The 23,402-nt window shown below is 57.8% G+C and carries 24 protein-coding genes, 1 tRNA gene and 2 pseudogenes; 13 read left to right on the plus strand and 14 right to left on the minus strand.

Annotation, left to right across the window (positions count from 1 at the left end; translation table 11 throughout):
- The first annotated feature begins 89 nt into the window (after positions 1-89).
- From AB4097_RS08850 to AB4097_RS08870, 5 genes are all read left to right on the plus strand, one after another.
- The gene (locus AB4097_RS08850) at positions 90-689 is read left to right on the plus strand and encodes a recombinase family protein (protein WP_442038564.1); all 600 of its coding nucleotides are present in this window, start codon (positions 90-92) and stop codon (positions 687-689) included.
- Between the two features lie 440 nt (positions 690-1,129).
- Entirely contained in the window at positions 1,130-1,747 is a 618-nt protein-coding gene (gene pyrE, locus AB4097_RS08855; protein WP_442038566.1) for an orotate phosphoribosyltransferase, read from the plus strand.
- Positions 1,744-2,961 (plus strand): MFS transporter, encoded by a 1,218-nt coding sequence (locus tag AB4097_RS08860; protein WP_442038568.1) that lies wholly within the window; start codon positions 1,744-1,746, stop codon positions 2,959-2,961. The genes pyrE and AB4097_RS08860 overlap by 4 nt, the downstream gene beginning before the upstream one ends.
- Before the next feature lie 74 nt (positions 2,962-3,035).
- Complete coding sequence (locus tag AB4097_RS08865) at positions 3,036-4,004, plus strand: NAD(P)H-dependent flavin oxidoreductase (protein WP_442038570.1); 969 nt, start codon at positions 3,036-3,038, stop codon at positions 4,002-4,004.
- 5 nt (positions 4,005-4,009) lie between these two features.
- On the plus strand, positions 4,010-4,570 hold the full coding sequence (locus tag AB4097_RS08870) for a gamma-glutamylcyclotransferase (RefSeq protein WP_442038572.1): 561 nt from the start codon (positions 4,010-4,012) through the stop codon (positions 4,568-4,570).
- 432 nt (positions 4,571-5,002) lie between these two features.
- Here the strand turns inward: AB4097_RS08870 and AB4097_RS08875 are convergent.
- Together AB4097_RS08875 and AB4097_RS08880 are read right to left on the minus strand one after the other, a co-directional pair.
- Positions 5,003-5,755, minus strand: a pseudogene (locus AB4097_RS08875) (ImuA family protein).
- A gap of 440 nt (positions 5,756-6,195) precedes the next feature.
- Complete coding sequence (locus AB4097_RS08880) at positions 6,196-6,918, minus strand: autoinducer binding domain-containing protein (protein WP_442038574.1); 723 nt, start codon at positions 6,916-6,918, stop codon at positions 6,196-6,198.
- Between the two features lie 45 nt (positions 6,919-6,963).
- Between AB4097_RS08880 and AB4097_RS08885 the strand changes: the two genes are divergently transcribed.
- Both AB4097_RS08885 and AB4097_RS08890 read left to right on the plus strand, forming a co-directional pair.
- Positions 6,964-7,659, plus strand: coding sequence for an acyl-homoserine-lactone synthase (locus tag AB4097_RS08885; protein WP_442038576.1), 696 nt, complete (start codon positions 6,964-6,966; stop codon positions 7,657-7,659).
- Positions 7,660-7,729: 70 nt separating this feature from the next.
- On the plus strand, positions 7,730-7,999 hold the full coding sequence (locus tag AB4097_RS08890) for a hypothetical protein (RefSeq protein ID WP_442038578.1): 270 nt from the start codon (positions 7,730-7,732) through the stop codon (positions 7,997-7,999).
- Between the two features lie 36 nt (positions 8,000-8,035).
- On the opposite strand, the pseudogene AB4097_RS08895 reads toward AB4097_RS08890, so the two are convergent.
- The 4 genes and pseudogenes from AB4097_RS08895 to AB4097_RS08910 form a co-directional block, all read right to left on the minus strand.
- Positions 8,036-8,416, minus strand: a pseudogene (locus tag AB4097_RS08895) (helix-turn-helix domain-containing protein).
- A 117-nt stretch (positions 8,417-8,533) separates the two neighbouring features.
- On the minus strand, positions 8,534-8,875 hold the full coding sequence (locus AB4097_RS08900) for a DUF3768 domain-containing protein (RefSeq protein WP_442038580.1): 342 nt from the start codon (positions 8,873-8,875) through the stop codon (positions 8,534-8,536).
- Positions 8,876-9,030: 155 nt separating this feature from the next.
- The gene (locus AB4097_RS08905; RefSeq protein WP_442038582.1) at positions 9,031-9,624 is read right to left on the minus strand and encodes a tudor domain-containing protein; all 594 of its coding nucleotides are present in this window, start codon (positions 9,622-9,624) and stop codon (positions 9,031-9,033) included.
- A 241-nt stretch (positions 9,625-9,865) separates the two neighbouring features.
- Positions 9,866-10,864 carry a hypothetical protein gene (locus tag AB4097_RS08910; RefSeq protein WP_442038584.1) on the minus strand — a complete coding sequence of 333 codons (999 nt, stop codon included), beginning with the start codon at positions 10,862-10,864 and terminating at the stop codon, positions 9,866-9,868.
- A gap of 310 nt (positions 10,865-11,174) precedes the next feature.
- Here AB4097_RS08910 and AB4097_RS08915 point away from each other — a divergent pair, with 310 nt between their 5' ends.
- Together AB4097_RS08915 and AB4097_RS08920 are read left to right on the plus strand one after the other, a co-directional pair.
- Complete coding sequence (locus AB4097_RS08915) at positions 11,175-12,212, plus strand: hypothetical protein (protein ID WP_442038586.1); 1,038 nt, start codon at positions 11,175-11,177, stop codon at positions 12,210-12,212.
- Positions 12,167-13,933, plus strand: a complete 1,767-nt coding sequence (locus AB4097_RS08920) for a M10 family metallopeptidase C-terminal domain-containing protein (protein ID WP_442038588.1) — start codon at positions 12,167-12,169, stop codon at positions 13,931-13,933. Before AB4097_RS08915 ends, AB4097_RS08920 begins: the two co-directional genes overlap by 46 nt.
- 46 nt (positions 13,934-13,979) lie before the next feature.
- Here the strand turns inward: AB4097_RS08920 and AB4097_RS08925 are convergent, their stop codons facing one another.
- The 3 genes from AB4097_RS08925 to AB4097_RS08935 form a co-directional block, all read right to left on the minus strand.
- The gene (locus tag AB4097_RS08925; protein WP_442038590.1) at positions 13,980-14,903 is read right to left on the minus strand and encodes a hypothetical protein; all 924 of its coding nucleotides are present in this window, start codon (positions 14,901-14,903) and stop codon (positions 13,980-13,982) included.
- Between the two features lie 208 nt (positions 14,904-15,111).
- Positions 15,112-15,855 (minus strand): hypothetical protein, encoded by a 744-nt coding sequence (locus tag AB4097_RS08930; protein WP_442038592.1) that lies wholly within the window; start codon positions 15,853-15,855, stop codon positions 15,112-15,114.
- An 87-nt stretch (positions 15,856-15,942) separates the two neighbouring features.
- Positions 15,943-16,248, minus strand: a complete 306-nt coding sequence (locus AB4097_RS08935) for a helix-turn-helix transcriptional regulator (RefSeq protein ID WP_442038594.1) — start codon at positions 16,246-16,248, stop codon at positions 15,943-15,945.
- 472 nt (positions 16,249-16,720) lie between these two features.
- Here AB4097_RS08935 and AB4097_RS08940 point away from each other — a divergent pair, with 472 nt between their 5' ends.
- Positions 16,721-17,230 (plus strand): hypothetical protein, encoded by a 510-nt coding sequence (locus tag AB4097_RS08940; protein ID WP_442038596.1) that lies wholly within the window; start codon positions 16,721-16,723, stop codon positions 17,228-17,230.
- A 119-nt stretch (positions 17,231-17,349) separates the two neighbouring features.
- Here AB4097_RS08940 and AB4097_RS08945 read toward each other — a convergent pair.
- From AB4097_RS08945 to AB4097_RS08960, 4 genes are all read right to left on the minus strand, one after another.
- Positions 17,350-17,426, minus strand: a tRNA-His gene (locus tag AB4097_RS08945).
- 121 nt (positions 17,427-17,547) lie between these two features.
- Entirely contained in the window at positions 17,548-18,522 is a 975-nt protein-coding gene (locus AB4097_RS08950; RefSeq protein ID WP_442038598.1) for a tripartite tricarboxylate transporter substrate binding protein BugD, read from the minus strand.
- A 59-nt stretch (positions 18,523-18,581) separates the two neighbouring features.
- Entirely contained in the window at positions 18,582-20,084 is a 1,503-nt protein-coding gene (locus AB4097_RS08955) for a tripartite tricarboxylate transporter permease (RefSeq protein WP_442038600.1), read from the minus strand.
- On the minus strand, positions 20,084-20,752 hold the full coding sequence (locus tag AB4097_RS08960) for a tripartite tricarboxylate transporter TctB family protein (protein ID WP_442038602.1): 669 nt from the start codon (positions 20,750-20,752) through the stop codon (positions 20,084-20,086). The genes AB4097_RS08955 and AB4097_RS08960 overlap by 1 nt, the downstream gene beginning before the upstream one ends.
- A gap of 438 nt (positions 20,753-21,190) precedes the next feature.
- Between AB4097_RS08960 and AB4097_RS08965 the strand changes: the two genes are divergently transcribed.
- The 3 genes from AB4097_RS08965 (at position 21,191) to AB4097_RS08975 (ending at position 22,956) form a co-directional block, all read left to right on the plus strand.
- Complete coding sequence (locus tag AB4097_RS08965) at positions 21,191-21,859, plus strand: TerC family protein (protein WP_442038604.1); 669 nt, start codon at positions 21,191-21,193, stop codon at positions 21,857-21,859.
- A 75-nt stretch (positions 21,860-21,934) separates the two neighbouring features.
- The gene (locus tag AB4097_RS08970; RefSeq protein ID WP_442038606.1) at positions 21,935-22,636 is read left to right on the plus strand and encodes an AzlC family ABC transporter permease; all 702 of its coding nucleotides are present in this window, start codon (positions 21,935-21,937) and stop codon (positions 22,634-22,636) included.
- Positions 22,633-22,956, plus strand: a complete 324-nt coding sequence (locus tag AB4097_RS08975) for an AzlD family protein (protein WP_442038608.1) — start codon at positions 22,633-22,635, stop codon at positions 22,954-22,956. The genes AB4097_RS08970 and AB4097_RS08975 overlap by 4 nt, the downstream gene beginning before the upstream one ends.
- On the opposite strand, the gene AB4097_RS08980 is transcribed toward AB4097_RS08975, so the two are convergent.
- Positions 22,921-23,400 (minus strand): arsenate-mycothiol transferase ArsC, encoded by a 480-nt coding sequence (locus tag AB4097_RS08980; RefSeq protein WP_442038610.1) that lies wholly within the window; start codon positions 23,398-23,400, stop codon positions 22,921-22,923. The genes AB4097_RS08975 and AB4097_RS08980 overlap by 36 nt on opposite strands.
- Between the last annotated feature and the right edge of the window lie 2 nt (positions 23,401-23,402).

Raw genomic sequence — 23,402 nt, forward strand, 5'->3', positions numbered from 1 at the left:
TCGGGCGCTGAGTTTCACGTCACATCTGGGTTGACGCTGGCTATTTGTGACATGTTACGGTCACTTATAAAGCCTGAAGTGACACCCCCATGGCCCGCATCGGTTACGCCCGCGTCAGCACCACCGACCAAGATCTCGACACTCAGCTTACCAAGCTCAAAGCTGAGGGATGCGAAGTCATCCGCTCCGAGAAGGTGTCGGGGGCCAACCGCGTAGGCCGTACCGAACTGGCAACCATCCTCGACTTCTTGCGACCGGGCGACGAGCTTGTGGTCACCCGGCTCGACCGTCTCGGCAGGGACACCCGCGATGTCCTCAACCTGATCCATGAGTGTGAACAGAAAGGGGCCTTTGTCACCGTGCTTGACCCCCATGTCTCCACAAGGGGTGAAATGGGGCACATTGTGCTGACCGTACTCGGCATGGTCGCTCAGATGGAGCGGCGCTTCATCAAGGTGCGCCAGCGGGACGGCATTGAGAAGGCCAAGGCCGAGGGGACCTACCAAGGTGGCAAGCGACGTCTCGATCGCGTAACCATTCTGGCCATGCACCAGCAAGGGCAAGGTCCTGCTGCCATTGCGAGGGCTGTCGGGTGCTCGAGAATGCAGGTGTACAGAGTTCTTCAGGAGAAAGGCGAGCCCCAGACTGGCATCCGCTCCGATGATCGGATTAAAGCTCAACCCGCTTGATGGCTGGCGAGCGTCAAGGCTGCTACCCACAGAGCCTGCATCACACCTGATGCTTTTTCTCCAGCCACAGGGTCGGCGAAGTTCCCATCATCCGCTGGAACTCGCTCCGCGCTTAAAGTGATCTATCGTGGAGCAAGCGTTGCCTCGGCCGTGTTACGACCAAAGACAATCGGGTACATAATACTGACGGCGCTCGTCATAGTCGCTCAAGTGAGGCGGCGTTTCATCAAAGAGCGCCAGCGAAACGGGATCGAGAAAGCAGCGACCTAGTAAACCCTACTGAATTGGATCTAGGTCTTGCCAAAAGTGAGGAAATCCCTTGGATTGGCACATCCTATATCAACCTAGAATTTAGCTTTTTGAAAAATTTTTTCACCAGTAGTTGAAAACCGGCGAGGAGAGGATAATATCCTATAAATATTATAACATTGGGGATGGAAATGACGAATGAGGAAGCCCTTGCTGAAATCAGGGAAGCTGGCGGCTTTTACAATGGGCACTTTATCCTAAAAACGGGCCGCCATTGCCCCACATTCCTCCAAAAGACATTCATCTTCACGGACCCCATCAGAACCGAGCGACTATGTATAGCTTTAGCTAGTAAGATAATTAGCCGATACGGCAGGATTGACTGCATCGTCTCCCCTGCTCTGGGAGGTATTATTCCAGGCTACGAAGTCGCACGTGTCCTGAATGCGAAATTCATATTCCTCGAAAAAGAGAATGGTGAGCTTTGTTTGCGACGAGGCTTTCACATCCCAATCCATGCAAAGGTTCTACTGGTTGAAGACGTTATCTACTCTGGTCAGTCTTCGCGCGAAAGTCTCAAGATGCTCTACAAAGAAAGAGCGAACGTCGTTGGTGCAGCCTGCCTGATAGATCGTTCTGGAGGAACTGTTGATATTGGGGCGCCACTGGTGTCATTAGCCTCCTTCTACATTCCAGATTATTCGCCAGACGAGATTCCGCCAGAGCTTGCTGAAATTCCTCCGGTCACACCTGGATCGCGCGGCATAGTTAAGACGTCTAGCGATAGCGGCAAGGCGGCTAACGCATGACAATGAGCGAGAAACTTCCTGTGCAGGCCCAAAGCGTTGCGTTGCAGCGAGACTCCTTTGTGATTTTTCTTTTCCTTGCGCTCAGCCTATTCGGGGTGATGCAGGGCTTTCTCAGTGCTGCAATACCATTTGTCCGAGACGCACAAGGATTATCAACTTTTCTGGTGGGTTGGCTTTTCTCATTTTATGCCCTTGGACGACTGAGCTCTGGTTTTCTTTCAAGCCATCTTATCAGTCGAGGGGCCGGTATTCCTGCAATCCGTCTCACTGCAATCGGCCTAATGTCTGCAATGGCTTTAACTTGGGCCTCACAATCCGTGTTCACCAGCTTCTTCCTATCGTTCTTGGTTGGTATATTTGGAGGAACGCTTCAGGCGTTAGTGCAGTCCCAAATTGCCACATTACCTGAGAAATCACGCTCACTTGCAATCAGTGAAGGATATACATGGGCGAGCGTAGGTGTCTTTCTTTTTCCCGCCGTAACAGGTTGGTTTGTGAGCCAAGGGTTACCTTGGGTCTGCGCCCTCGGTCTCCCTTTAATTTCTTTGATCCTTGTAATTTTTGTTAACCCACGCAGTTATGCCGCTCCTAAGGCCAAGCAGTTAAGTAGCTCTAAATTAACAGGGACCGTTTTCATTTTCTGGATGCTGTTTTTTAGTATCAATGTCATGGAATGGGGCGTAGGTCTTTGGTGGCCCATCTTCCTTCAGGAAACCCACCATTTAACGACAGCCGAGGCTGTTTCCTTAATGTCAATCTATTTTGGAAGTACATTAGTAGGGCGTGCGCTCAATGTACGGCTTGTAAGATGGATCGAAGCTGACACACTTTTTATTATGTACTTAGGAGTGGCGACCGCTGCAGTTCTGACTGTCCTGCTTGCTCCATCCATAAGCACCATCATTCCTGCTCTTGCCTTCGCAGGTGCGGCCATCGGTTGCTTCTACCCAAGCAATCTGGCCACTGCCATGAAGTATGTTCCTGAAGAGATACGTCGGATTTCCTCAGGCTCTGCAAACTGCAGCGGCCTCGCCATGTTGTCGATACCCCCAATGTTGGGCTTGGTAGGCAAGAACAGTAGCGTGTCAGTATCAATAGTTTTGCTGGTAATGGTCCCAATTATAATGGCCGGTCTCCTGCTATTCGCACGACGCCTTTCTTCGCTAAAAAAAGTTTCTCCTAACTTAGAAACAGAAGCGCCCCTGAAAACCTAATTGAGTTTTCAGAACGCAGCCGTCTCCTTCAAATGATCTCTAGCCTATAGATAGTAACCTCGATGCGAACGCGCTTGACAAAAGCCCTTAACATTAAAACTCCAATCCTGTTGGCGCCCATGGGATCGGTTTCTGGCGGATTGCTCGCTTCTGCGGTCAGCGCCTCAGGCGGCCTTGGATTGATAGGAGGTGGATATGGTGATGTCTCTTTCTTAGAGAAAGAACTCGCTGTAGCGACAGAAAGTGTAGGCTGTGGGTTTATCACATGGGCTTTACATCAAAATATACGTGCTCTTGATATCGCACTTGAATTCAAGCCCGTCGCTGTAATGCTGTCATTTGGCGACCCTTCTCCCTTTGCAGAACGCATCAAGAAGGCTGGTGCAAAACTGATCTGCCAAGTTCAAAGTCTGCAGGATGTTCGTGACGCTATAGGTGCAGGCGCGGACGTGATTGTAGCCCAGAGCTCTGAGGCAGGGGGCCACGGACTAAGCTCTCGTGGTACATTCAGCTTTGTTCCCGAAGTTGCTGACCTCGTATATAAAATGGCACCTGAGACTCCGGTTGTTGCAGCTGGGGGAGTGGTTGATGGCAGAGGATTAGCTGCCGCACTGGTGTTGGGAGCCGATGGGGTTTTAGTCGGAACGCGATTTTGGGCTTCTCAAGAAGCTGGAGTGAGTGAATCGGCCCAGAAGCGTGCGCTTCAAGCCACTGGTGATCACGTCGTACGCACCTTTGTTTACGACATTGTGAAGCAGCGAAAGTGGCCTAATGGCTTCACAGGAAGCTACATCCAGAATTCCTTCATCGATAGATGGATGGGGTCTGAAGATCTTTTGTCTGCTTCTTCACAGAGGGAAGCAGCCTCTCTTGCTTTAGCACTGAGTGAACAAAACTACGATCTACTGGGCATACCTGTAGGCCAAGGCATCGGCCTGCTTCGCGATATTTCGCCAGCTCGCAAAATCCTAGATGAGATAGTCTCATCTGCGTCAGATATCATCGCAGCCCATTACAAGAGCATCGCTTCCACGGGGCATTAGGCTTTATGAGTATCGTTTCTCTTCCCGAAGACAGGGATATCTGGGTTTTCGCATATGGGTCTTTGATATGGAACCCATGCTTTGAGTACGACGAAAAGGTGCCAGCCTATTTGCGCGGATACCATCGGAAGTTATGCGTTATATCGCATAACTATCGGGGAACACCAAAGAAACCGGGCTTAGTTTTTGGCCTAGATACCGGTGGATCGTGCTATGGATTAGCGTTCAGAATTGGACAAACTCAAGTGCGAGATGCTGTAAAATTCATTAGGGATCGCGAGCTAACTTCGAGCATCTATAACGAGAAGTTTGTAGCACTGAGCCTAGAAGACGGACGAAAGGTTCATGCACTGGCGTATATCGTTAATCACCAGCATCCAAAGTACATTTCTAATCTCGATGTCGAGGAAGTATTCAATTTAGTTAAGGATGCGGCCGGGACATTAGGAAGCAACCTTGAATACGTCATCAGTACGTTTCGCGGCATCTCATCTCTCGGGTTGAGAGACAAGAACCTAAAATGGCTAAGTGAGCGGCTACTTATGCAGCCACAGTCTTCGGCATAGGCAGCTAGTTTCCACTTAATGTATGGGGTGGGGGCAATGCGGCGCTGGTCGTCAAAAGTCTAATGGTTTTGCTTGAATTGGTAAATCCTGCGGCAAGTGTTCAATCATTGCCCCTAAACGCCTCACCCACCCCATTTAGATCAGGATGGCAATGCAATAGAGGATTCTATCGGTCTGTGAACGAGTGCCTACCTCTTGAGATCCCACCGAACGCGGAGGCTCAATGTTCTAGGCAATGGTTGGCCGTGCAGGCGCGGTTTCTATCGCTCAGAGGACGGTTCCTCTGGCGTTGCCTTGAATACATACAGGTCGGGAACCAGAGCCTAAGCATGAGCGACCGTCTGGTCGACCCGCAGCCCTAGCTGGTGAGCGTTTGCATCGACAGATGCAATGACGCGCCGCGAACCTTGCGTGGCCACTGTAACAAGGGGCTTACCCTGCGGCGGCTGCCCGAACTTGCGCCGGATCCGATCGGTCGGCCAAGTTGGCAGGTAGAGCGAGACGACCCTTCGCATCGCAAGCCTCGAGAATCCAAGCACAGGGTTCGCTGCCTCGGCAGCGGGTTAGCTCAACGTGCCAGAGGGCACGACCTAAGCCCGGTGCAGGTGGAGCTTGCGAGGCAAATGGGGAAATCCACCAGCGTGTCACAGCGGCAGTCGGAAGGTTCACGAGATCCTTCTGCGACGGTCCACCAGCGTCGAAGCAGAAGCGCCGTGACCCCTGTTTCTTCAGCCGAAAGTTGGAGGCGCCGTGATGCGATCAGGCTGAGACGCGTGACCTCGCCGACAACGGCGACAAGGCTCTTCTCACGCAATCCCTCTTCGACCAATGCGAGGACGTCGCGCTCGCGAAAGGTCTCCGCATAGAGCACATGATCGGGGTGAAGCCCTACACTTGCTAGACTCGGGGCGAGCAGATCGCGGCAGTTGAGGCACCACAGAACCGGACCTTGAGGCGAGCCGCGATCCCGGCGACGAAGAGAGTAGCTGAGCCCGCGAACTCCGCTGCCGAGCCACCCTCTACGACCTCATGCAGCGCACCACGGGCAAGCCCCTGATCGGGAATGTGCCCATCGAGTTCAGGCACCCCGAAAGGGAGGGATGGCCTACGCCGGGCGCTGCCGCCAAGCCGCTCGATCTGCTGGCGCAAATCAGCAAGCACTGTCTGTTGCCCGGCACGTTGCATACCTTGCCCAAGTCACTTCTGTTTGTCTCGATGTTCCTATTATGTTCCCGTTCGCCGCAGAGTCAAACGGTCGCAAACGGCCTCGCCCGACTGTGGATATAGAGCGAGTATGGCTTTGATTTCATGTAAAGAAGTGCGGAACTCGCACTGTGGATATGTTTAGCAAACGTGTAGGATGAGAAACCCTACCGTGCAGAGTCTAGATATCGATCAGCCGTTTTGTAGCCGATCCGGTGTCCTGTCCTTTTAGCAATAAGCACGGCAACTCTGTCCCAAATTCCACGTGAGCCATCAATGCTCATCTGAAAGCGGGCCCGATCTCGGGCAATGAAATAGCTGGGATCGCCATGAAGCTTGATGAGAAGATTGGCTTTATGCTCGATCAACTGCTTTCGCAGCTTCCATTTGGCAATCCACTATTCATTTGGACATGCCCATCATTAACGGATCAAGCCTCGCCTCAGCGCGATTGCGACGGCCTGCGTGATATTACCGGCTCCAAGCTTGGCACGAGCGTGCTCCTGATGGAACGTGACCGTTCGTGCTGTCACGCCCAGAATATCAGCCGTCTCGGCAACCGTCTTGCCACGCGCTGCCCACGTCAGGCACTGCACTTCACGCTGGCTTAGCTGCACCTCAGCGTGAACGCGAGATGCTTTAAGGCTCGCCGCTACACGGGCATGATAATACAGACCCATCAACTCAACCATTTCGTGGGCAGCCGACAAGACCTTTTCCGCTTCGATCAACCGCCCATCGTTGGCAAGGGTTAAGGCCGTGATTTGCCCGGACCCGCTTCGGATGGGAATGGTCAGGCCGGAGCCGATATTAAAGTCCCTTGCCTCTTTGAAGAACCTTGCTTGCTCGGACGAGTGTCCGCCTGCGCGTTTCTCGCTATCCCAAGCAAAGGCCCGTTTCTGTTTGCGGGCGTTCACCACGATCGGATCGATGGCCTCATAGCCCTGCTCGAAGTACCTCTCGATCCAGTTGCGGGGATAGTTCGAGATCCAGACCGTCTCGTTCTCATGAAGGCCCAGATAGGCAAACCATTTGAAGCCGAGGCTGGATGCGGCCCGATGAGCGACATTCCGTAAGGCAACCTCATCATTGGCGGTCCAAAGCGCGTCCGTAAAATCCTGGAATATGGCGTCCTGGCTCGACATGCCGCGACTTCCCCATGGGCATTTTTGCCCTGTCAAATCTTACAGGTGATCCTGCCTCTGTTATTTAGTTTCATCAAGCGCCGAATAAACAAAGAGGGGGACTATTTCATGCGCGCTCTTGCCATCACTCGCCCAGACTATGGGAAGCACCGCGATCTTCTCACCAACATGCACCGCCTCCGGCACCGTGTGTTCAAGGAACGCCTCGATTGGAGCGTTTCGGTGGTCGGAGACATGGAGATTGATGTCTATGACGGCTTGGGACCGGTCTACCTGCTTGTGGTCACGGACGATCATCGGGTTGTCGCCTCGGTCAGATTGCTGCCCACCACTGGGCCGAACATGCTCGCCGACACGTTCCCGATGCTTCTGGCAGGCGAGGAGGCACCAAATGATGAGCGCCTTCTGGAAAGCTCGCGATTTTGCGTCGATACGGCAGCCTGTGAAGAACTCGGCTCAGCGGGGCTTCACAAGACAACCTTCATGCTGCTCTCTGCCGTCGTCGAATGGGGCCTGATCAGCGGCTCCCATGGGATTGTCACCGTGACCGACTTGCGCATGGAGCGCATCTTGCGCCGAGCCGGTTGGACGCTGGAACGCATTGGAGCGCCACAATCGATGGGAACGGTCACCGCGCTTGCGGGGACCCTTGAGGTTTCCGAAGCCGTTGCACAGCGCATCCGTCTTGCAGGCGGGCTTGAGATGCCTGTTCTCTCGGCTCACTCGCTGATCGCAGCGTAACCAACAACCCACTTCCCAACCCAGAACGATAATGCGGCGGCCTTCTCGGAAGACCGCCAAGGAGTTTCGTATGCCTGCATCAAACCCACCTTTCAGCCGAACAACCCTCGTGGCCTATGTGGAGGACATGGTCTCTGAAGCTTTGGAATCCGGTACAGTCGATCCTGCCAGCGGGCTGGAATGCTTCCTCTATGCTATCGATCCTAAAATGGTGATCGCGCTGCGTGAGTTTACAGCACTCAAACCTGAAATCCGCGAGGAGATCTTGAATACGGCACGGCTTCTTGCCGCGGATCCGAACACCGACAATGACGCCAGCGACATGACAATCATGCACTAGACAGTGTCATGTGCCTAGAGGGTATCGACGAGCGGGCTATGGCGCGGATTTCGCGGCCGTCCGGGTGAGATTGAGGACCGCATCCCGCATTCCTTCATCATCAATCGCATTGAAGGCTCGGAGGAGTTCAACGCTCTTCCTATCGATCAGGAGTTCTTAAGGAGCATTCCTGTTTGAGTCCTGGCCGTTCGCTTGGCCGTCGTAAAAGAAAGAGACGGGCACCTGCAAGGCCGTTGCAATTTGGTGCAGACGGCCTGAACCGATGCGGTTAGTGCCTTTCTCGTATTTCTGCACCTGTTGGAAGGTCAACCCCAGCATCTCGCCCAACTTTTCCTGGCTTATACCGACAGTCAAACGTCTGGCGCGAACACGGCTGCCAACATGTTTATCGACGTCACTGGGGGCTTTCGGGGTCATGCTCTTTCTCGACTTTGCAGCCTTATGCTGCGGCACATAGCGTGGATCAAGTTTTTTGTTATTTAGTATCGCAAATCAATGGGGGCTGTTTCAAGCCTTTCCCATATGTCTTGCTCGCTAGTACTCTGCGGCCAGCATGAGGGTCATGACCCGGCAGGTGACATCAGGATCAGTGGGATCGGGCGAGGCGTACTGCAGATCGAGGTCGTAGGCATCGATCTTGAACATCACCACATGGCCCTCGACGGTGAGAGAACCGAAGTCGTGCTCCCCATACGGATCGTTGCCGGGCGTGAAGGCATCGAAGGCTCGCACGGCCTGATCGATCTTCAGCACGAGCAGCGGCCCCAAGGCGGCGATGCCGTGTGTCATGACGACCCGCCCGCCGATGCGGTCTTTGCGGAGACGGTCGTTGAGGTTGCGAAGTCGGGTGTCCGTTTGGGTGCTGGTCTGAGCCATGATGCATGTCCATTGCTAGGTTGGTGACGATGAGCCCGCCCGCTGCGCCAAGCGTGGCGTTAAGGCCAATGGCGAGGCTGCACGGCGGCATCGATGGGGCGGCGGCAAGTTGCCCCCAGGGCGCGATCACTCTGCCCTGAAGGCTCGGTTTCGGCTTACTTGCTGTTGGCCGGGTGCAGCAGGGCGATATGCGGCGCTTTTCGCACGAAGGCGGCTTCATGGGGCCAGTCGCGCCACGTGAGCAGGTACAGCCCTTCGGCTTTCACCTCTTTTACAATAGCCTCGTACCAGCCTTCGCCCGGCGTCTCGTTGGCGAGCACGATGCTGCCCACCGCGAGATAGGCCCAAGACCCGGCATCCGCCTTCAGCCCCTCGGGTATCGCCGCCTTGCCCCCGCCTTTGCTTGTCTTGGCGGCATCGGCATTGAGCGCGGCCTCGAGCAGGGCCGGATCGATCTCAGGGATTTCGCCGCCCATCGCGGCCAGCTGCGCATAGAGTGTCCGGTTGACGAAGGGCACGAAGGCTTTGCCGCTCTCGAACACCCGGCCTTGCGGCAACCGCCCCGCGAGCTTCTTCTGCTCGTCGGTCGTGAGCCGCAGGATCTTCATCTTCATGAGCCCTGCCGCTTTCTCGGCCAGCGGCGCATCGGCCTCATCGAACCAGGACGCATGAGGCTTGCCGGTCTCATCCGGCCCGAACACGATCAGGGTGGCCGAGGCGGCTTTCTCGTCAGTGGGCTTATTGGCCATCAACCCCTCCATCAAAAGCGAAGGGGGCCAGAGGCCCCCGTATCGATGGTTCAGATGATGTGTGCGGCGGTGCCGGTCGGCGGGTTCGCCCCAATGCTTGGGGCCGCAAATGCGGTGTCATGATCGACCTCATGGGTTTCATCAAACCAGGGCGCAAATGCCCTGATGGGCACCACCTTATAGGATTATATGCCTATAGTCAAGCCTATTGCACCGTCAGGCTTTCAGGCCCGGTTTGGCTCTATTTCAAAGTGAGGCAGTCGCAGGTCTCGAAGGCCGGGCAATGGCTGTTCCGGCATGGGTTTGTGTCGTCGATCCGGTTGCCGTTGCAGATGTCGAGCCCATCGCCCGCACAGAAGCACCACAGCGCATGTTGGATGAAGCGCGGAAACATGCTCGGGAAGGACGGATTGAAGGCGCGGGCATCGACCCGCTCAGCCAGCCCATCGATGAGACCGGCACAGCCCTTTGGGCCGTAGCAGTCGGGTCCGATCTCATGCACACACTCGAACCGATCCAGCACGCCCGTGCGATGCAGGAGATTATGCACCAGGGAGTCGATGGCGATCATGTGCGCTCCCGTCGCCACCCACCGCTCCCGGTTTGGATCGCCGCACAGCAGCAGATCGGCCAGCGTCATCGACAGCACTTTGTAGGACACGCCGAAGATATGGCTCATGGGATGCAGTAGTGCCTCGCGCATCGCTTCCGCACGGTCCGGCTGACCCACTCCAATATCGGCTCTCTCCAGCCGGTGATCAATCCAGCCGACAAGATCGCTGTCGCAAATATCGCGGATGAACAGGAATAGGCTGTAGGCAGCTTGGTTCAAGCGTCCGTTGCGCAGCGGATGCCGCGGCAAGGGGCAGCGATGAAGCAGATGTGGCTCCGAGCAGGTCCAGGCCGATTTCTCGAAGCGGCAGTGGTGGAAGTGCCAGTAGCTTGTCAGACGCGGGCAGTCAGGCTCATCGGAAAGTGCGGCCTCGATCTCGCGCCAGCGCACGGAGCCGTGCTCGGCGGCGTAGGCGAAGGCGACCGCATCCGAGATGCCCTGGAGTTGGAACAGGCTCATCAGCCAATCGAAGATCGGTCCGCTGTCATGACCGGCAACGGCCTCCTGAATGCCAGCCCTGGAAAGGCTGGCGGCGATGTCATCCAGAAAGGTCGGAGGACTAAGGATCAGAGCCGGGCGGGTGACCGCCTCAAAGTGCTGCCATGCCTGTTTGTCGTCCTCGTCCACCCATCAAACCGTTGCTTTGAGCCAATTTGAAAGGGCGTACCCGACACCCAATAGGGCATGTCAACCACAGCCCTTGGACCACGGGCAGCAATCAGGTATGGTTCGAGCACCGCTTGACCGCGGAACAGCACAGGCAACCCCATGTCGGGTGGCCTACCAAATACAACACCCTTCTGGGTGAACGCTCGCGTTCGCCTTGGGGAATAGGTAGGGCGTGTTCGCCTTGTGCTGTCACGCGGTCAACCACCCGGCTCCAGGGCCGGGGGTTAGAGCGCAGCCTTTGACCGGGCTTACAGCAAAGGAATTTTCCATGACGACAATCGTACAGGTTGGCGAAGACGTTCGCGTGAACACGTCAACCGCCTATCGAGCCGAAAACCCCCATATCGCCCGGTTCACGGACGGCAGCACTCTCATTGCCTGGTCCTCGGACGGCCGCGACGGATCGGGCAAGGGCGTTTACTTCCAGAAGTTCGATGCGTTCGGCCAGCTGGTCTTTGCTGATGACCGCCTCGGCAATGTTGGCGACACCACCGGCGATCAGATCCTGCGTGATGTGACTGTCCTGAGCGATGGCGGCTGGCTCGTGACCTACTCCACCGGCACCATGGTCCGCCAGTGCCGCTTCAATGCCGATGGCAGCGTCAAGAACGTCACCATGGTCAATGTCGGGGCGGACAAGTTCATCCTCAACGCCAAGGCGGTGCTGCTCACGGATGGCGGTTGGGCCGTGGTCTGGTCCGTCAACGGGGATGCCTTCAAGCAGGGCGATCTCTACATGCAGCGGTTCAGCGCCGACGGCACCCGCCTGTATGCCTCGGACCGGCCGGTCAACGTCACCACAGACGGTCATCAGGAAGAGTTCGGTCTAGCAGCCCTATCGAATGGCGGATGGGCAGTGACCTGGACCTCGTACAAGGATGGTTCCGACGTCTACCAGCAGGTCTACTCGTCCAGCGGCAGCCCGCTGCAATCCTCCGACATTCTGGTCAACCGCACCACGGCCAATTCGCAGTCGGGCTCGCAGATCACGGCCCTGAAGGGTGGCGGCTACGTGATCTCGTGGATCTCCTTCGGCTCGGATGGGTCCGCGGATATCTATCAACAACGTTACAGCGCCAATGGAGGTCCAGTCTCGTCCACGGACCAGCGGGTCAATCTGACCACCACCGGCAACCAGTATCTTGAGGACATCATTGCCCTGGAGGACGGCGGCTGGATCGTGACTTGGTCGTCCTCAAGCCAGCCAGGGTTTTCCAGCAGCGATATGATGCCAACGGCACGGCGCTGTATGCGTCTGATATGCACCTGGCCTCGGCCAGCACGTCTGCCGAGATCGAGGGACTGAGCAACGGCGGTTGGATGGTGGTTCAGAACAACGGCAACGATCTGGTGCAGCGCCGCTATACACCCACCTACAGCCTGACCTCGGCCACTGAGATCGCGACCGGGACGGCGGGGGTGAATACCTTCCAGGTCCAAGATGGCGGTTTGAGTGCCGGAGACAGCATCGACGGTGGCGGTGGTCTCGATACGCTCGTCTCGCTGGGTGGCACCCTCGACCTGACCCGGCCCGCGATCCTCGCCGGCATCGAGGCCGTCACCGGATCGGATGGCGCGGACATCGTAATTGCGAATGCCGAGCGTCTGACCGGCTTCCTCAGCTTCGACGGCAATGGCGGCATGGACGATCTCAGGCTCGAGGCCGGGAACTATGATCTGCGGGGCAAGGCTTTCCTCGAATGGGAAGCGATCAATCTCAATGGCGACGGCGTTCTGACCTTCGACAGCAAGAGCGCGGCGCTGCTCAGTCATACGGCGACCGGAGCGACAGCCAGCATCACTCTCGTCGGCGATGCCTTCAGCAAGGCGGAACGGGCCTTGCTCAAAAGCCGGGGCTTCACCACCATCCTCGACAGCAATGGGACGGAGTTGCCGAACACCGCCCCGAGCCTGGATGCTCCCGCCTCAATCACCCAAACCACTGATATCGATCCGGCCCTTCCGTTCGCCCATGTCTCGGTCGCGGATGACGACGGCGACACGCTAACCGTCACGATCACCCCCGACAGCCCCACCAAGGGCGTGTTGAAGCCGCCTGCGAGCGTCACCAGCAGCTTTGACCCGACAACCGGCACCCTGACCCTCACCGGCGCCCCGGAGGCCGTCACAGCCGCGCTTCGGGCGATGCGGTTCGACCCCATCGACCGGCCTTCAGCTATTGCCGGATCGGTGGAGGCGATAACCTTCACGATCTCGGTGACGGACGGCAACGGCGATCCGGTCACGGCGACGGGCATCACCGTGGAGGCCACAGCCGCGAACCGGGCTCCCAGCGATATCGGCCTCACCGGATCGAGCATCGAGGAGCTGGCCGCGAACGGCACCGTCATCGGCACTCTGACCACGCAGGACAACAATGCAGGTGAAAGTTTCAGCTACAGCCTCACCGACACGGCAGGCGGACGCTTCGCTCTCGCGGGCAACAAGCTCGTGGTGGCGAACGGCTTCAGTCTCGACTTCGAGCAGGCATCCTCGCACCGCATCACGGTAAAATCGACCGACCGCCTGGGTGCCAGCATCGAGAAGAGCTTCATCGTCAACGTCATGGACAAAGCGGTCGAGATCGTCACGGCTCCCGATACCGGCGTGAAGCTCGTGGGTGGTCGCAACAAGGACATCCTGACAGGCGGCAGGGGCAACGATACCCTCGCGGGCGGGCTCGGCAACGATATCCTCAAGGGCAATGCCGGGAAGAACATCTTCGTGTTCGACACCAAGCCCAATAGGAAGAGCAACGCCGACAAGATCCTTGACTTCAATGTCAAAGACGACACGATCCAGCTCGACAACGCGATCTTCAAGAAGCTCGGTAAGGTCGGCAAGCTGAAGGCGGCGTACTTCACCATCGGTGACAAGGCCAAGGATGGCAACGACTACCTGATCTACAACAAGATCAAGGGCACCCTGTCCTACGATGCCGATGGATCGGGCAAGGGCGCTGCGGTCCTCATCGCCACCCTGGCCAAGAAGCTCAAAATGACCGCAGCGGACTTCTTCGTGATCTGATCGCGAATAAGAGTGAGCCGGATGATTCCGGCTCACCTAGTGTTTCTCACCGGCGATTCCGAATGCGCTTTCTCATCATGGGGGCAGGATGGGATCGCTGGACGGGCTTATTCCACTTGAGTAACTTGGGATCTTCCCGCTTGGCCTTGTGGTAGCCGCTCAGCAAATCTCGCTTCACACGCTTGCAGATACCCTCGCCGTCACCAAAGCCGAAGAGAAGGTTGTCAATATACTCATCCTTCAGCACATTGCACATTCGGATATGTTCGCCCGTCCGAGGTTCTCTTTTTTTATGCACGACCCGGATTTCACCGGTCTTTGGATCCGGCTTCCCCTCGCCGTATGAATACGAGCTAAGAATGCCCTTGGACATATAATAGGCTTGCTCTTCAAACTCTTCGCCTGACGCGACCGTTTTGCAGGCAGCCGACGGTATCTCGACCACAAGACTCTGATGCTGACCTCTGATCGCTTTGAGGCGTTGATTGATTTGATAGTAGGACGCTCCCCACACAAGCAAATGAAAGTGCCAGGAGATCCTTTCCAGTATCCAAGCCAAGCCCCGGCGCGTTCGCCGATAGTATCCTGCCTCTATGACGCCAACGGCGTTGAGGTCACCAAGATATTGGGCAACCCATTTCTTCATGTCCTGAAGTGTGAAAGGGCGTTGATTTTGCATCAGGTGACAGAAGATATCCGGCGTGAGGGTCACAAAGTAGGCTGGCCGCCCCGGTCCTATAAACTGGACGATCTCTGCCGTGTGCTTGATCAGCGATGTCGCAAACTGGATCCTTGCATCGGCATTGTAGACATGAAGGAATATCGCGGCTTTCGGATCGAGCAGTCGCTCGACTGAAGGATCCAACTTCGCGTAGTTCTTCCTGCTGTCCCGCACATAGCTCTTGATGCGCTGATCCACCTCGCGGTGGCGATGAATAAAGGTCTCCAGGGACCGAATGGCCTCGATCATGACAATAGCCTTTATATAAATTGGTTATAGGTTGAAGCTGTTACCCTATGAAGTAGCTGTATGGGTGCCTATGGTGGTTACAGCAGGGGTTTCATGGCTTCGGTGGGGTGTTTGGTCAGTTGATGTGTACACCAAGGTAATGCACCGACACTTTACGGGAAGCCTTCCTACGTGTCGGTGCTCCTTGTTGTTTAGTTCTGCCTGTATGTCAGTCGATCTCAACGGCATTTAAGAGAACGAGCTTCAACCCGTCTTTGACTTCTTTTATTTGGGCAAGCACCTGAACATACATTTCAGCTGACGGGCTCTTTAATTCGCTATCCGGTATGCCCCATTCCACTTTGGGCCTCGGCTTATTCCTCTTATCGTCCTTACGAGCATCACTAGGAGGGGCACCATTGAGAAAGCCGCCATGATCAAATTCTAGCTCAGCGACGGTATTTTCATCAGGTTCGTCCCGCCCTACCTCGGAGGCTCGCTTTCGCTCTTTAAGCAACCCCCTAAAGCCGCCGCCCGCAAGCAGACGTTCAGGAACATCCTTAGCATCAACCTTGGCATCCCAAAGAAACTTAAGGGCTGATGCATAATGATGGGCGCGATCATAAATCCGAGAAACAGGTGCATGTGGATTCTTCAAAATGAACCTCATGACCCAGAGCAAAATATTATCCCAATGCTCTTGTGTGTTCTTGGGCTTTTGCCGAAGATCCTTCCAAATTCCTGCCTTCAGAAATTTCCCCCGCGCGACTTTGTCCTTTGAGAGGTGTTGAGCAAGCGCATAGCCAATCGCAACCTGCTCATAGATCGCTTCGAGGTGCTTACGATCAATATCAGCGATTGCCTTTTGGCATTTGCGTGCCGCAAAAATGGGGCGATTTTTGATTTCTTTTAACTGCTGTTCGAGCACGGAAACAGCCTTCTTCACTTGCTTTGATTTGTTGCCTTTAGCCATAGTTGAGTCTCCCATTTGAGGTTATGAATCAGGCCCGAGTTCTGGGTTGGCCCAGAACTCGGCTTTCATTGGTCTGCGAATTCGCGATCAAAATTTGGAGTGAGCAGCTCTTGAGGAAGCACCATCAGGAGTTTTGGGCTTGCTGGATGGGCCTGAACTCGTACTCAGGAAGAAGCAGCTTTCCTCCCAAGCGATGACATCGGATAGCCGGTAGCGCACCGCGCCACCGAGCTTAAGAAACGGAATTCCGCCGCCACTCACGCGCTGGTTCTGAAGAGTTTTGACGGAGCGCCCTTGCCGGTGAGCAACTTCCTTTTCCGTCAGAAATCTCTCTTCCATTGGATCGCGAACGCGCGTGCTTTCGGTCGTGTTGAATTGCTTCGCTAAGGTCATTGCAACATGCCTTTCCTGTGCTGTGACCGAAGCCTTTACGGAAGTTGCGCAGACCCAATTCAGAACTCAGTTAGTGCCCTGATTTTTGGCTGAAGGATCCTATATTGGATGGCCTTCTCCGATTTCGTGTGCAAAAACTTGTCTGTTTAACGGACAAATAGGGTGGATTATGCCGGGCCATGGGACCCTACCCAAGCTAGCGCCTGGGAGGCGCAAGAAGCTCACGGATAGTGAAAAGTGGCAGCGTATAGCTAAGCGTAGCGAGAGGGTTGACCCTAGCGTTGCAGAGGACGGGTATGAGTACCTGCTTACATCAGATAAGCTGGACCACGTGCTTCTGTCTGGACTCACAGTCCCTTCGGACTGGATCTTGGATGTTCGGAAGCGGTCAACAAAGCTAGGGCGTAAGCAGCACCTTCAACTCATAGCAAAGGTCTACGCTACCTATTCCTATCTCCAAAAAGAAAGCCTCTTGGACACCGCTATAGAGCTCATTGCTTCTAAGATTGGGAAAAAGCCAACCAAGAGAACTGACGCTCTCCAAGTCCTGGTCGAGGGTCTTATTTCCTATGGCGGAAATACAAAAGCCGAGCAAAGGTTGGCCCGCCGTCTTTATAACCGCGACGTTCAAGCCATTAAGCATCTAATATCGAAGAAGGTGACACCCTCCAACGTAGTTGCCATGGGTCTGATGCCGGGAGAGGGCCTGGATAGCTGGTCTCGGCAAAATTCCAAGCCGCGTAAGCTCAAAAAACCGAAGCCTCGGGATAAGGGCTATTTCCTCGAAATCATTTACCTGACAGAGGAAGGAGGCACGGAATGCCGCGCAAGGCTGGAGCTTACCGATGTCACAGATAAACGCCTTGAAACGTTTATTGCCGCGTTTAGCCCTTCCTTCTCGCTTAAGACGATGGCCAATTCGTCCCGTCCAAGTAACGTCTCCAGCGATGAAGAAGATGAAGACGCAGAGCCCGACTCATAGAAGTCAGGCTATGATTAGATTTGATAAAATCAGAAACACGACGGGCTTTTGGTGGTCACCATGTGGTCACCACAGCTTGGCTGGTATCTAACCTACGACAGCTAAGTTCTTGATTTGAATGGTACAGCCGCCCCGGCTTGAACGGGGGACCCCCAGATCCACAATCTGGTGCTCTAACCAACTGAGCTACGGCTGCACGTGAGGCAGGGTGTAATCGCCCGGGCGGGCAATTTCAAGTCCTGTTCGAGATTTCAGAATCCGAAATGAGAACGGCGGGCCTAGATGCCCGCCATTCGATTGCTCAAGCTTGGAAAAGCTCACTCGGCGGTAGCGCCGGCGGCCTTGAGGACCGGGGTCCAGCGGGCCACTTCGCTCTCGACGAGCTTCTGCAGGCCCTCGGGGGTCCGCTCCGTGGCGCTCGGCAGCACGCCTCCGAGGTCGAGAAGACGCTTCTTGGTGTTCTCGTCGTCCAGGGATTTCACGAGCGCATCGTTGAGCTTCTTGACCACGTCCGGCGGGGTGCCCTTGGGGGCGAAGACCGCGTTCCAGGCGCTGACCTCATAGCCTTCGAGGCCGGCCTCCTTGGTGGTCGGCACGTTCGGCAGCACAGGGGACCGCTCGGGCGTCGCGATGGCGAAGGCCTTGATGTTGTTGCCCTGGATCTGCGGCGCCACGTTGACGATCTGGTCGGTCATGAAGTCGACCGTGTTGGCCATCAGGTCGTTCAGGGCCGGACCGGTGCCGCGATAGGCCACCATGGTCGGCTTCACCTTGACCACGGAGTTGAAGAAGATGCCCGTCGAGTGCGAGACGGAGCCCACGCCCGCATGGGCCATGTTCACCTTGTCGGCATTGGTCTTCAGGTATTCGAGGAAGCCCTTCAGGTCGTTGGCCGGGAAGTCCTTCTTGGCCACGATCACGATCGGCGTACCGGCCGCCACCCCGATGGGGGCGAAGTCCTTGGTCGGGTCGTATTTCAGGTTCGGGTACAGGGCCGGGGCGGCGCCGTGGGTGCCCATATGGCCCATCATGATGGTGTAGCCATCCGGCTGGGACTGGGCCGCCCGGGTGATGCCCGTGGTGCCGCCGGCGCCCGCCACGTTCTCGATCACGATCTGCTGGCCCAGGGTGCGGCTCATGTGGTCGCCGACGATTCGGGCGATCACATCCGTCGGGCCGCCGGCCGCGAAAGGTACGATCATGGTGATCGGCCGCGTGGGATAGCCTTGGGCCTGGGCGCCCGTTGCGGCCAAGCCGGCGACAGCGGCAAGGGCCAGTGCGATCTTCTTCATTCGTTTCCTCCCTGGTAGTGGTTATGGCCTTACATGGACAAGGATGGGTTGAAGGCAAGTTACTCCGTGAACACCTCGTCGCGTCCTTTCCGGATGGACGGCAGAAGGGCGATCACGAGAAGGATGGCCGCGACGGCGAGCAGGCCGGCGCTGATCGGATGATTGATGAAGGTCTCCAGAGACCCGCGCGAGATGATGAGCGCGCGGCGCAAGTTCTCCTCCATCAGCTTGCCGAGCACGAAGCCGAGCAGCATCGGGGCCGGCTCGAAGCCGAACTTGATCAGCGCATAGCCCACGAATCCGAACAGCCCGATGAACATCACGTCGGTCGGCAGCGAATTGATCGAGTAGATGCCGATGGTGCAGAACATCAGGATCGCCGGGAACATCAGCCGGTACGGCACCTTCAACAACCGCACCCACATGCCGACCATCGGCAGGTTGATGACGAGCAGCATCAGGTTGCCCACCCACATGGACGCGATCATGCCCCAGAACAGGGTCGGGTTCTTGGTCATCACCTGCGGGCCGGGAATGATGCCGTGGATCGTCATCGCGCCGACCATCAGGGCCATCACGGCATTCGGCGGAATGCCCAGCGTGAGCAGCGGAATGAACGAGGTCTGCGCGCCGGCATTGTTGGCGCTCTCCGGTCCGGCCACGCCCTCGATGGCACCACGCCCGAAGCGGCGGGGATCCTTGGCGATCTTCTTCTCCAGCGTATACGAGGCAAACGGTCCGAGCACCGCGCCGTTGCCAGGTAGAATCCCTAGGATGGCGCCGATGATGGTGCCGCGCAGCACTGGCTTGTAGGACTGGCGGAAGTCGTCCCGGTTGGGCAGGAGGCGGCCGATGGCCTGGCGCACCACGTCCCTGTGCTCGGTGTGATCGAGATTGCGCATGATCTCGGCGATGCCGAAGATCCCCATGGCCAGCACGGCGAAGTCGATGCCGTCGGACAGGAACGGCAGCCCGAAGGTCATGCGCTCCTCGCCGGTCTCCAGGTCGGTGCCGACCGTGGACAGCAGCACGCCGACCAGGATCATGGCGATGGCCTTGAGGATCGAGCCGCGCGCCAGCACCACGGCGAACACCAGGCCCATGACCATGAGCGAGAAGTACTCGGTCGGGCCGAACACCAGGGCGAGGCCCGTGAGCGGCGCGCCGAGCGCCGCGATGACCAGCGTCGCCACCGTGCCGGCGAAGAACGACCCGATGGCCGCGATGCCGAGCGCCACTCCGGCGCGGCCCTGCTTGGCCATCTCGTGGCCGTCGAGCGCCGTCACCACGGAGGTGGCCTCGCCGGGGATGTTGACCAGGATCGCCGTGGTCGAGCCGCCGTACTGGGCGCCGTAATAGATGCCGGCCAGCATGATCAGCGCGCCGGTGGGATCGAGCCCGAAGGTGATCGGCAGCAGCATGGCGATGGTGGCGATGGGGCCGACGCCCGGCAGCACGCCGATGAGCGTGCCGACGAGGCAGCCGAGGAAGGCGAGCCCAAGGTTCTGAAGGCTGAGCGCGACGCCGAAGCCGAGGCTCAGGTTGGAAAAGAAATCACCCATCAGATCCTCCCACTGTGGCCGGCCACGTCAATCGGACCACGGCTCCGATTGCGGGTTGCGAGAAACACAAGAACGGCCGCGACGGCCATGAGGGCCGCGCAGGCGCGCAACACCGCCTTCTGCGACCAGTCGGCGGGAAAGAGGCTCGCCAGCGCCTGCGGGAAAACCGGGATCGGCAGGTTGAGCAGATCGCCGAACAGCACCATGCAGAACGGGGTGAGGCTGAGCGCCAGGATGACGAGCTCACGCGGGCGTGCCTCGGAGGTGGCGAAGCCGCCGAGGATGATGGCGAGCGGACCGGCGACCAGCAGGCCGAGGCCGGGAATGCCGAACGCCCCGAAGGAATAGCCGCGGATGGTCAGGGCGAAGGCCACGATGGCGCCGATGACGAAGACCGGCCCGCGCAGGCTCCAGCGCTCCAGGAGGTCGCCCTCCTTGAGGAAGGCGGCGGCGAGCAGGGCCAGGCCCGAGAGGCCGACGCCGATGGCGAGCCAGCGCGGCAGCATAGCCGGGCCCATGGCGTTGAGCGTGCCCTGGTCCAGATCCCGCGTCAGGAACAGCGCAAGAGCCGCAAGAGCAACCAGCAGAACACCACCCGCAAGGCTTTGCGGCGCACGCACCGACCCGCGACCGCGCGGCGGCTCAGAGCCTTCGTGGAGAACAGACATGGACGACCTCCCGGCAGGCGCTCCCGCGCTCAAGGTTATTGCGACCGATATGGCCCGAGGCCGCAGTTTGGATCAAGCTTCCGTTGTCCCGCAGAGAATGCTTCTCAACAAGACTTGCTTGAATGAACAATCCTCAGGGAGAACGTCTATTAAACTATAGGACAGTCACCTGAACCCTACGGGAGGTGACTTGATCCTTGGCCCCGTCTTGTCTAGATGGAACCTTGTAGCCAGGCCGGGCCCCTCTGGTCGCTCCTCAGGAACAGGAGCGGCGATGTCGGACTGGATGAAAACCAGGGCGGCCTGGGTTCGTTCAAAAAGACGGTTTTGCCTGCATTTCGGCTTCCGGCCCGAGGAATTCCGGGCCAAGCCGGCGACAAATGCGTCTTTTTGAACGTTTCGCATGCGCTGTCCCTCAACCGACATATGAGGCACTGCATGTTTGATCTCTCGCAGCTTTTCGGACCCGAGGTCGTCGCTTTCCTGATGGTCATCGGCATCGACTTGGCGCTCGCCGGCGACAATGCCATCGTCATCGGTATGGCCGCGGCGGGCCTTCCCAAGGAACAGCGCAACAAGGCGATCCTCCTCGGCGTCCTCGCCGCCACCGTGCTGCGCATCGCGTTCGCGCTGGTCACGACCCAGCTTCTCCAGATCGTAGGTCTGCTTCTCGCCGGCGGCATTCTGCTGCTCTGGGTCTGCTGGAAGATGTGGCGCGAGCTGCGCACGACCCATGAGGAAGAAGAGGCCGCCGAGGAGGCCCTGGAAGGCGTGGATCTCGACAAGGATGGCACCATCGCCGGCAAGGCGCCCCGCAAGACCTTCGCGCAGGCGGCCTGGCAGATCGTCATCGCCGACGTGTCCATGTCCCTCGACAACGTCCTCGCTGTGGCCGGCGCGGCGCGCGAGCATCCCTACATCCTCGCCTTCGGCCTGCTCCTATCGATCGCCCTCATGGGCATCGCGGCCTCGTATATCGCGCGCCTGCTCCAGCGCTTCCGCTGGATCGCCTATGTCGGTCTTGCGATCATCCTCTACGTGTCTCTCAAGATGATCTACGAAGGCTTCCTCGAGGTCTATCCGGTGGTGAACGGCGCCGTCGGCTAAATCCGACGAACCTGAGTTCCATCGCCAATCTTCAATTGACGGCGGAGATGCGGGAAGGCAGAGAGCGTGACGCTCATGTCTTCCGGTCTCCGCCCTCATTTTTCCATTGCAGGCCTGCGCTCCGGCGCCCGCGCGGCGCTGCCCGCTTTTCCCGGCTTCATCATGTTCGCCGTGGCCTTCGGCACGGCTGCCGCCCAGAAGGGATTGTCGCTCGGCGAAACGCTGGGCCTTTCCGCCTTCGTCTACGCGGGCGCCTCCCAGATGGTCGGACTCGAGATCTGGCAACGGGCCTGGACGCCTTCGACGATCCTTACGATCATGACCGTCACGGCCGTCGTGAACGCGCGCATGATTCTTCTGGGCGCGACCCTTCAGCCCTGGCTCAAGGATGAGCCGCTCGCCCGCACGGCCCTCAACCTGTTCCTCATCACGGAGGCAGGCTGGCTCGTCGGAACCCGCTATCACAGCGAAGGCGGCCGCGATGTCGGCGTGCTTCTGGGATGCGGGATCATTCTCTGGCTGGTCTGGCTCCTCGCGACCCTCACGGGCTTCTTCGCGGGCGCGCTCGTGCCGGAGCCGAGGCGCTTCGGCCTCGATCTCGTCATGCCGATCTTCTTCGGCGTCATGCTGGTGCCCTTGTGGAAAGGTGCGAAACCCGCCCTGCCTTGGCTCGTGGCGGGTCTCGTCTCCCTCGTCGTCCATGCCTTCGTGCCCGGCTATGTCTTCATCATCGTGGGCGCGCTCGCCGGCGTCGCGGCCGGAATGCTGATCGAATGAACACCACTGGCATCTTCATCGCGAGCCCATGGGGTTCGATTCTTGCCATTGGTGCCATGGCCCTGGTGACGTTCCTGTGCCGCATCGCAGGGGTCGTGGTCATGAGCCGCGTCCGCCTCACGCCGCGCATCGAGCGAGGGCTTCGTGCCCTGCCCGGCTCCATCATTTTGGCCACCATCCTGCCGGTGGTGATCGACAACGGCCCGCCTGCGGTCGTCGCGCTAGCGGCAGCCATCGTGGCGATGGCCGTAACACGGATCGACATCGTCGGCCTGCTCGTGGGCCTAGGCACCCTCGCCGTCATCAGGGCTTTTGGTTGAGCCCTGCTTGAGTCGCAGGCGGATGCGGTACATCAATCCGTCGCGAATGTTGCGATAGGCATCGAGCACCTGCTCGCGCGAACCCTGGGTGATGGTGGGGTCGGGCGTCGGCCAGTATTCCACGTCGGCCGCGATGGTGCGCGTGAGTTCGAGCGCCGCGTGATGCGCTTCCGGCGAGAGGGAGATGATGAGGTCGAAATTCAGCCCCTCCCATTCCTCCAGTTCCTGCAGCGTGCGCGGCTTGTGCTTGGAAGCGTCGATGCCGATCTCGGACAGGATCGACGCCGTAAACCCATCCGCGTCGCTTTTGCGGACACCGGCGGATTGCACATAGATCGATTGGCCGAAATAATGCCGCGCGATGGCTTCGGCCATGACGGAACGCACCGCATTCATGGCGCAGACGAACAGAACCGAATGGATCCGTTTCGAGCGGGGCTCCAAGC

This window comes from Microvirga sp. 2MCAF35 (assembly GCF_052115545.1).
In the GTDB taxonomy this organism is placed as follows: Bacteria; Pseudomonadota; Alphaproteobacteria; order Rhizobiales; family Beijerinckiaceae; genus Microvirga.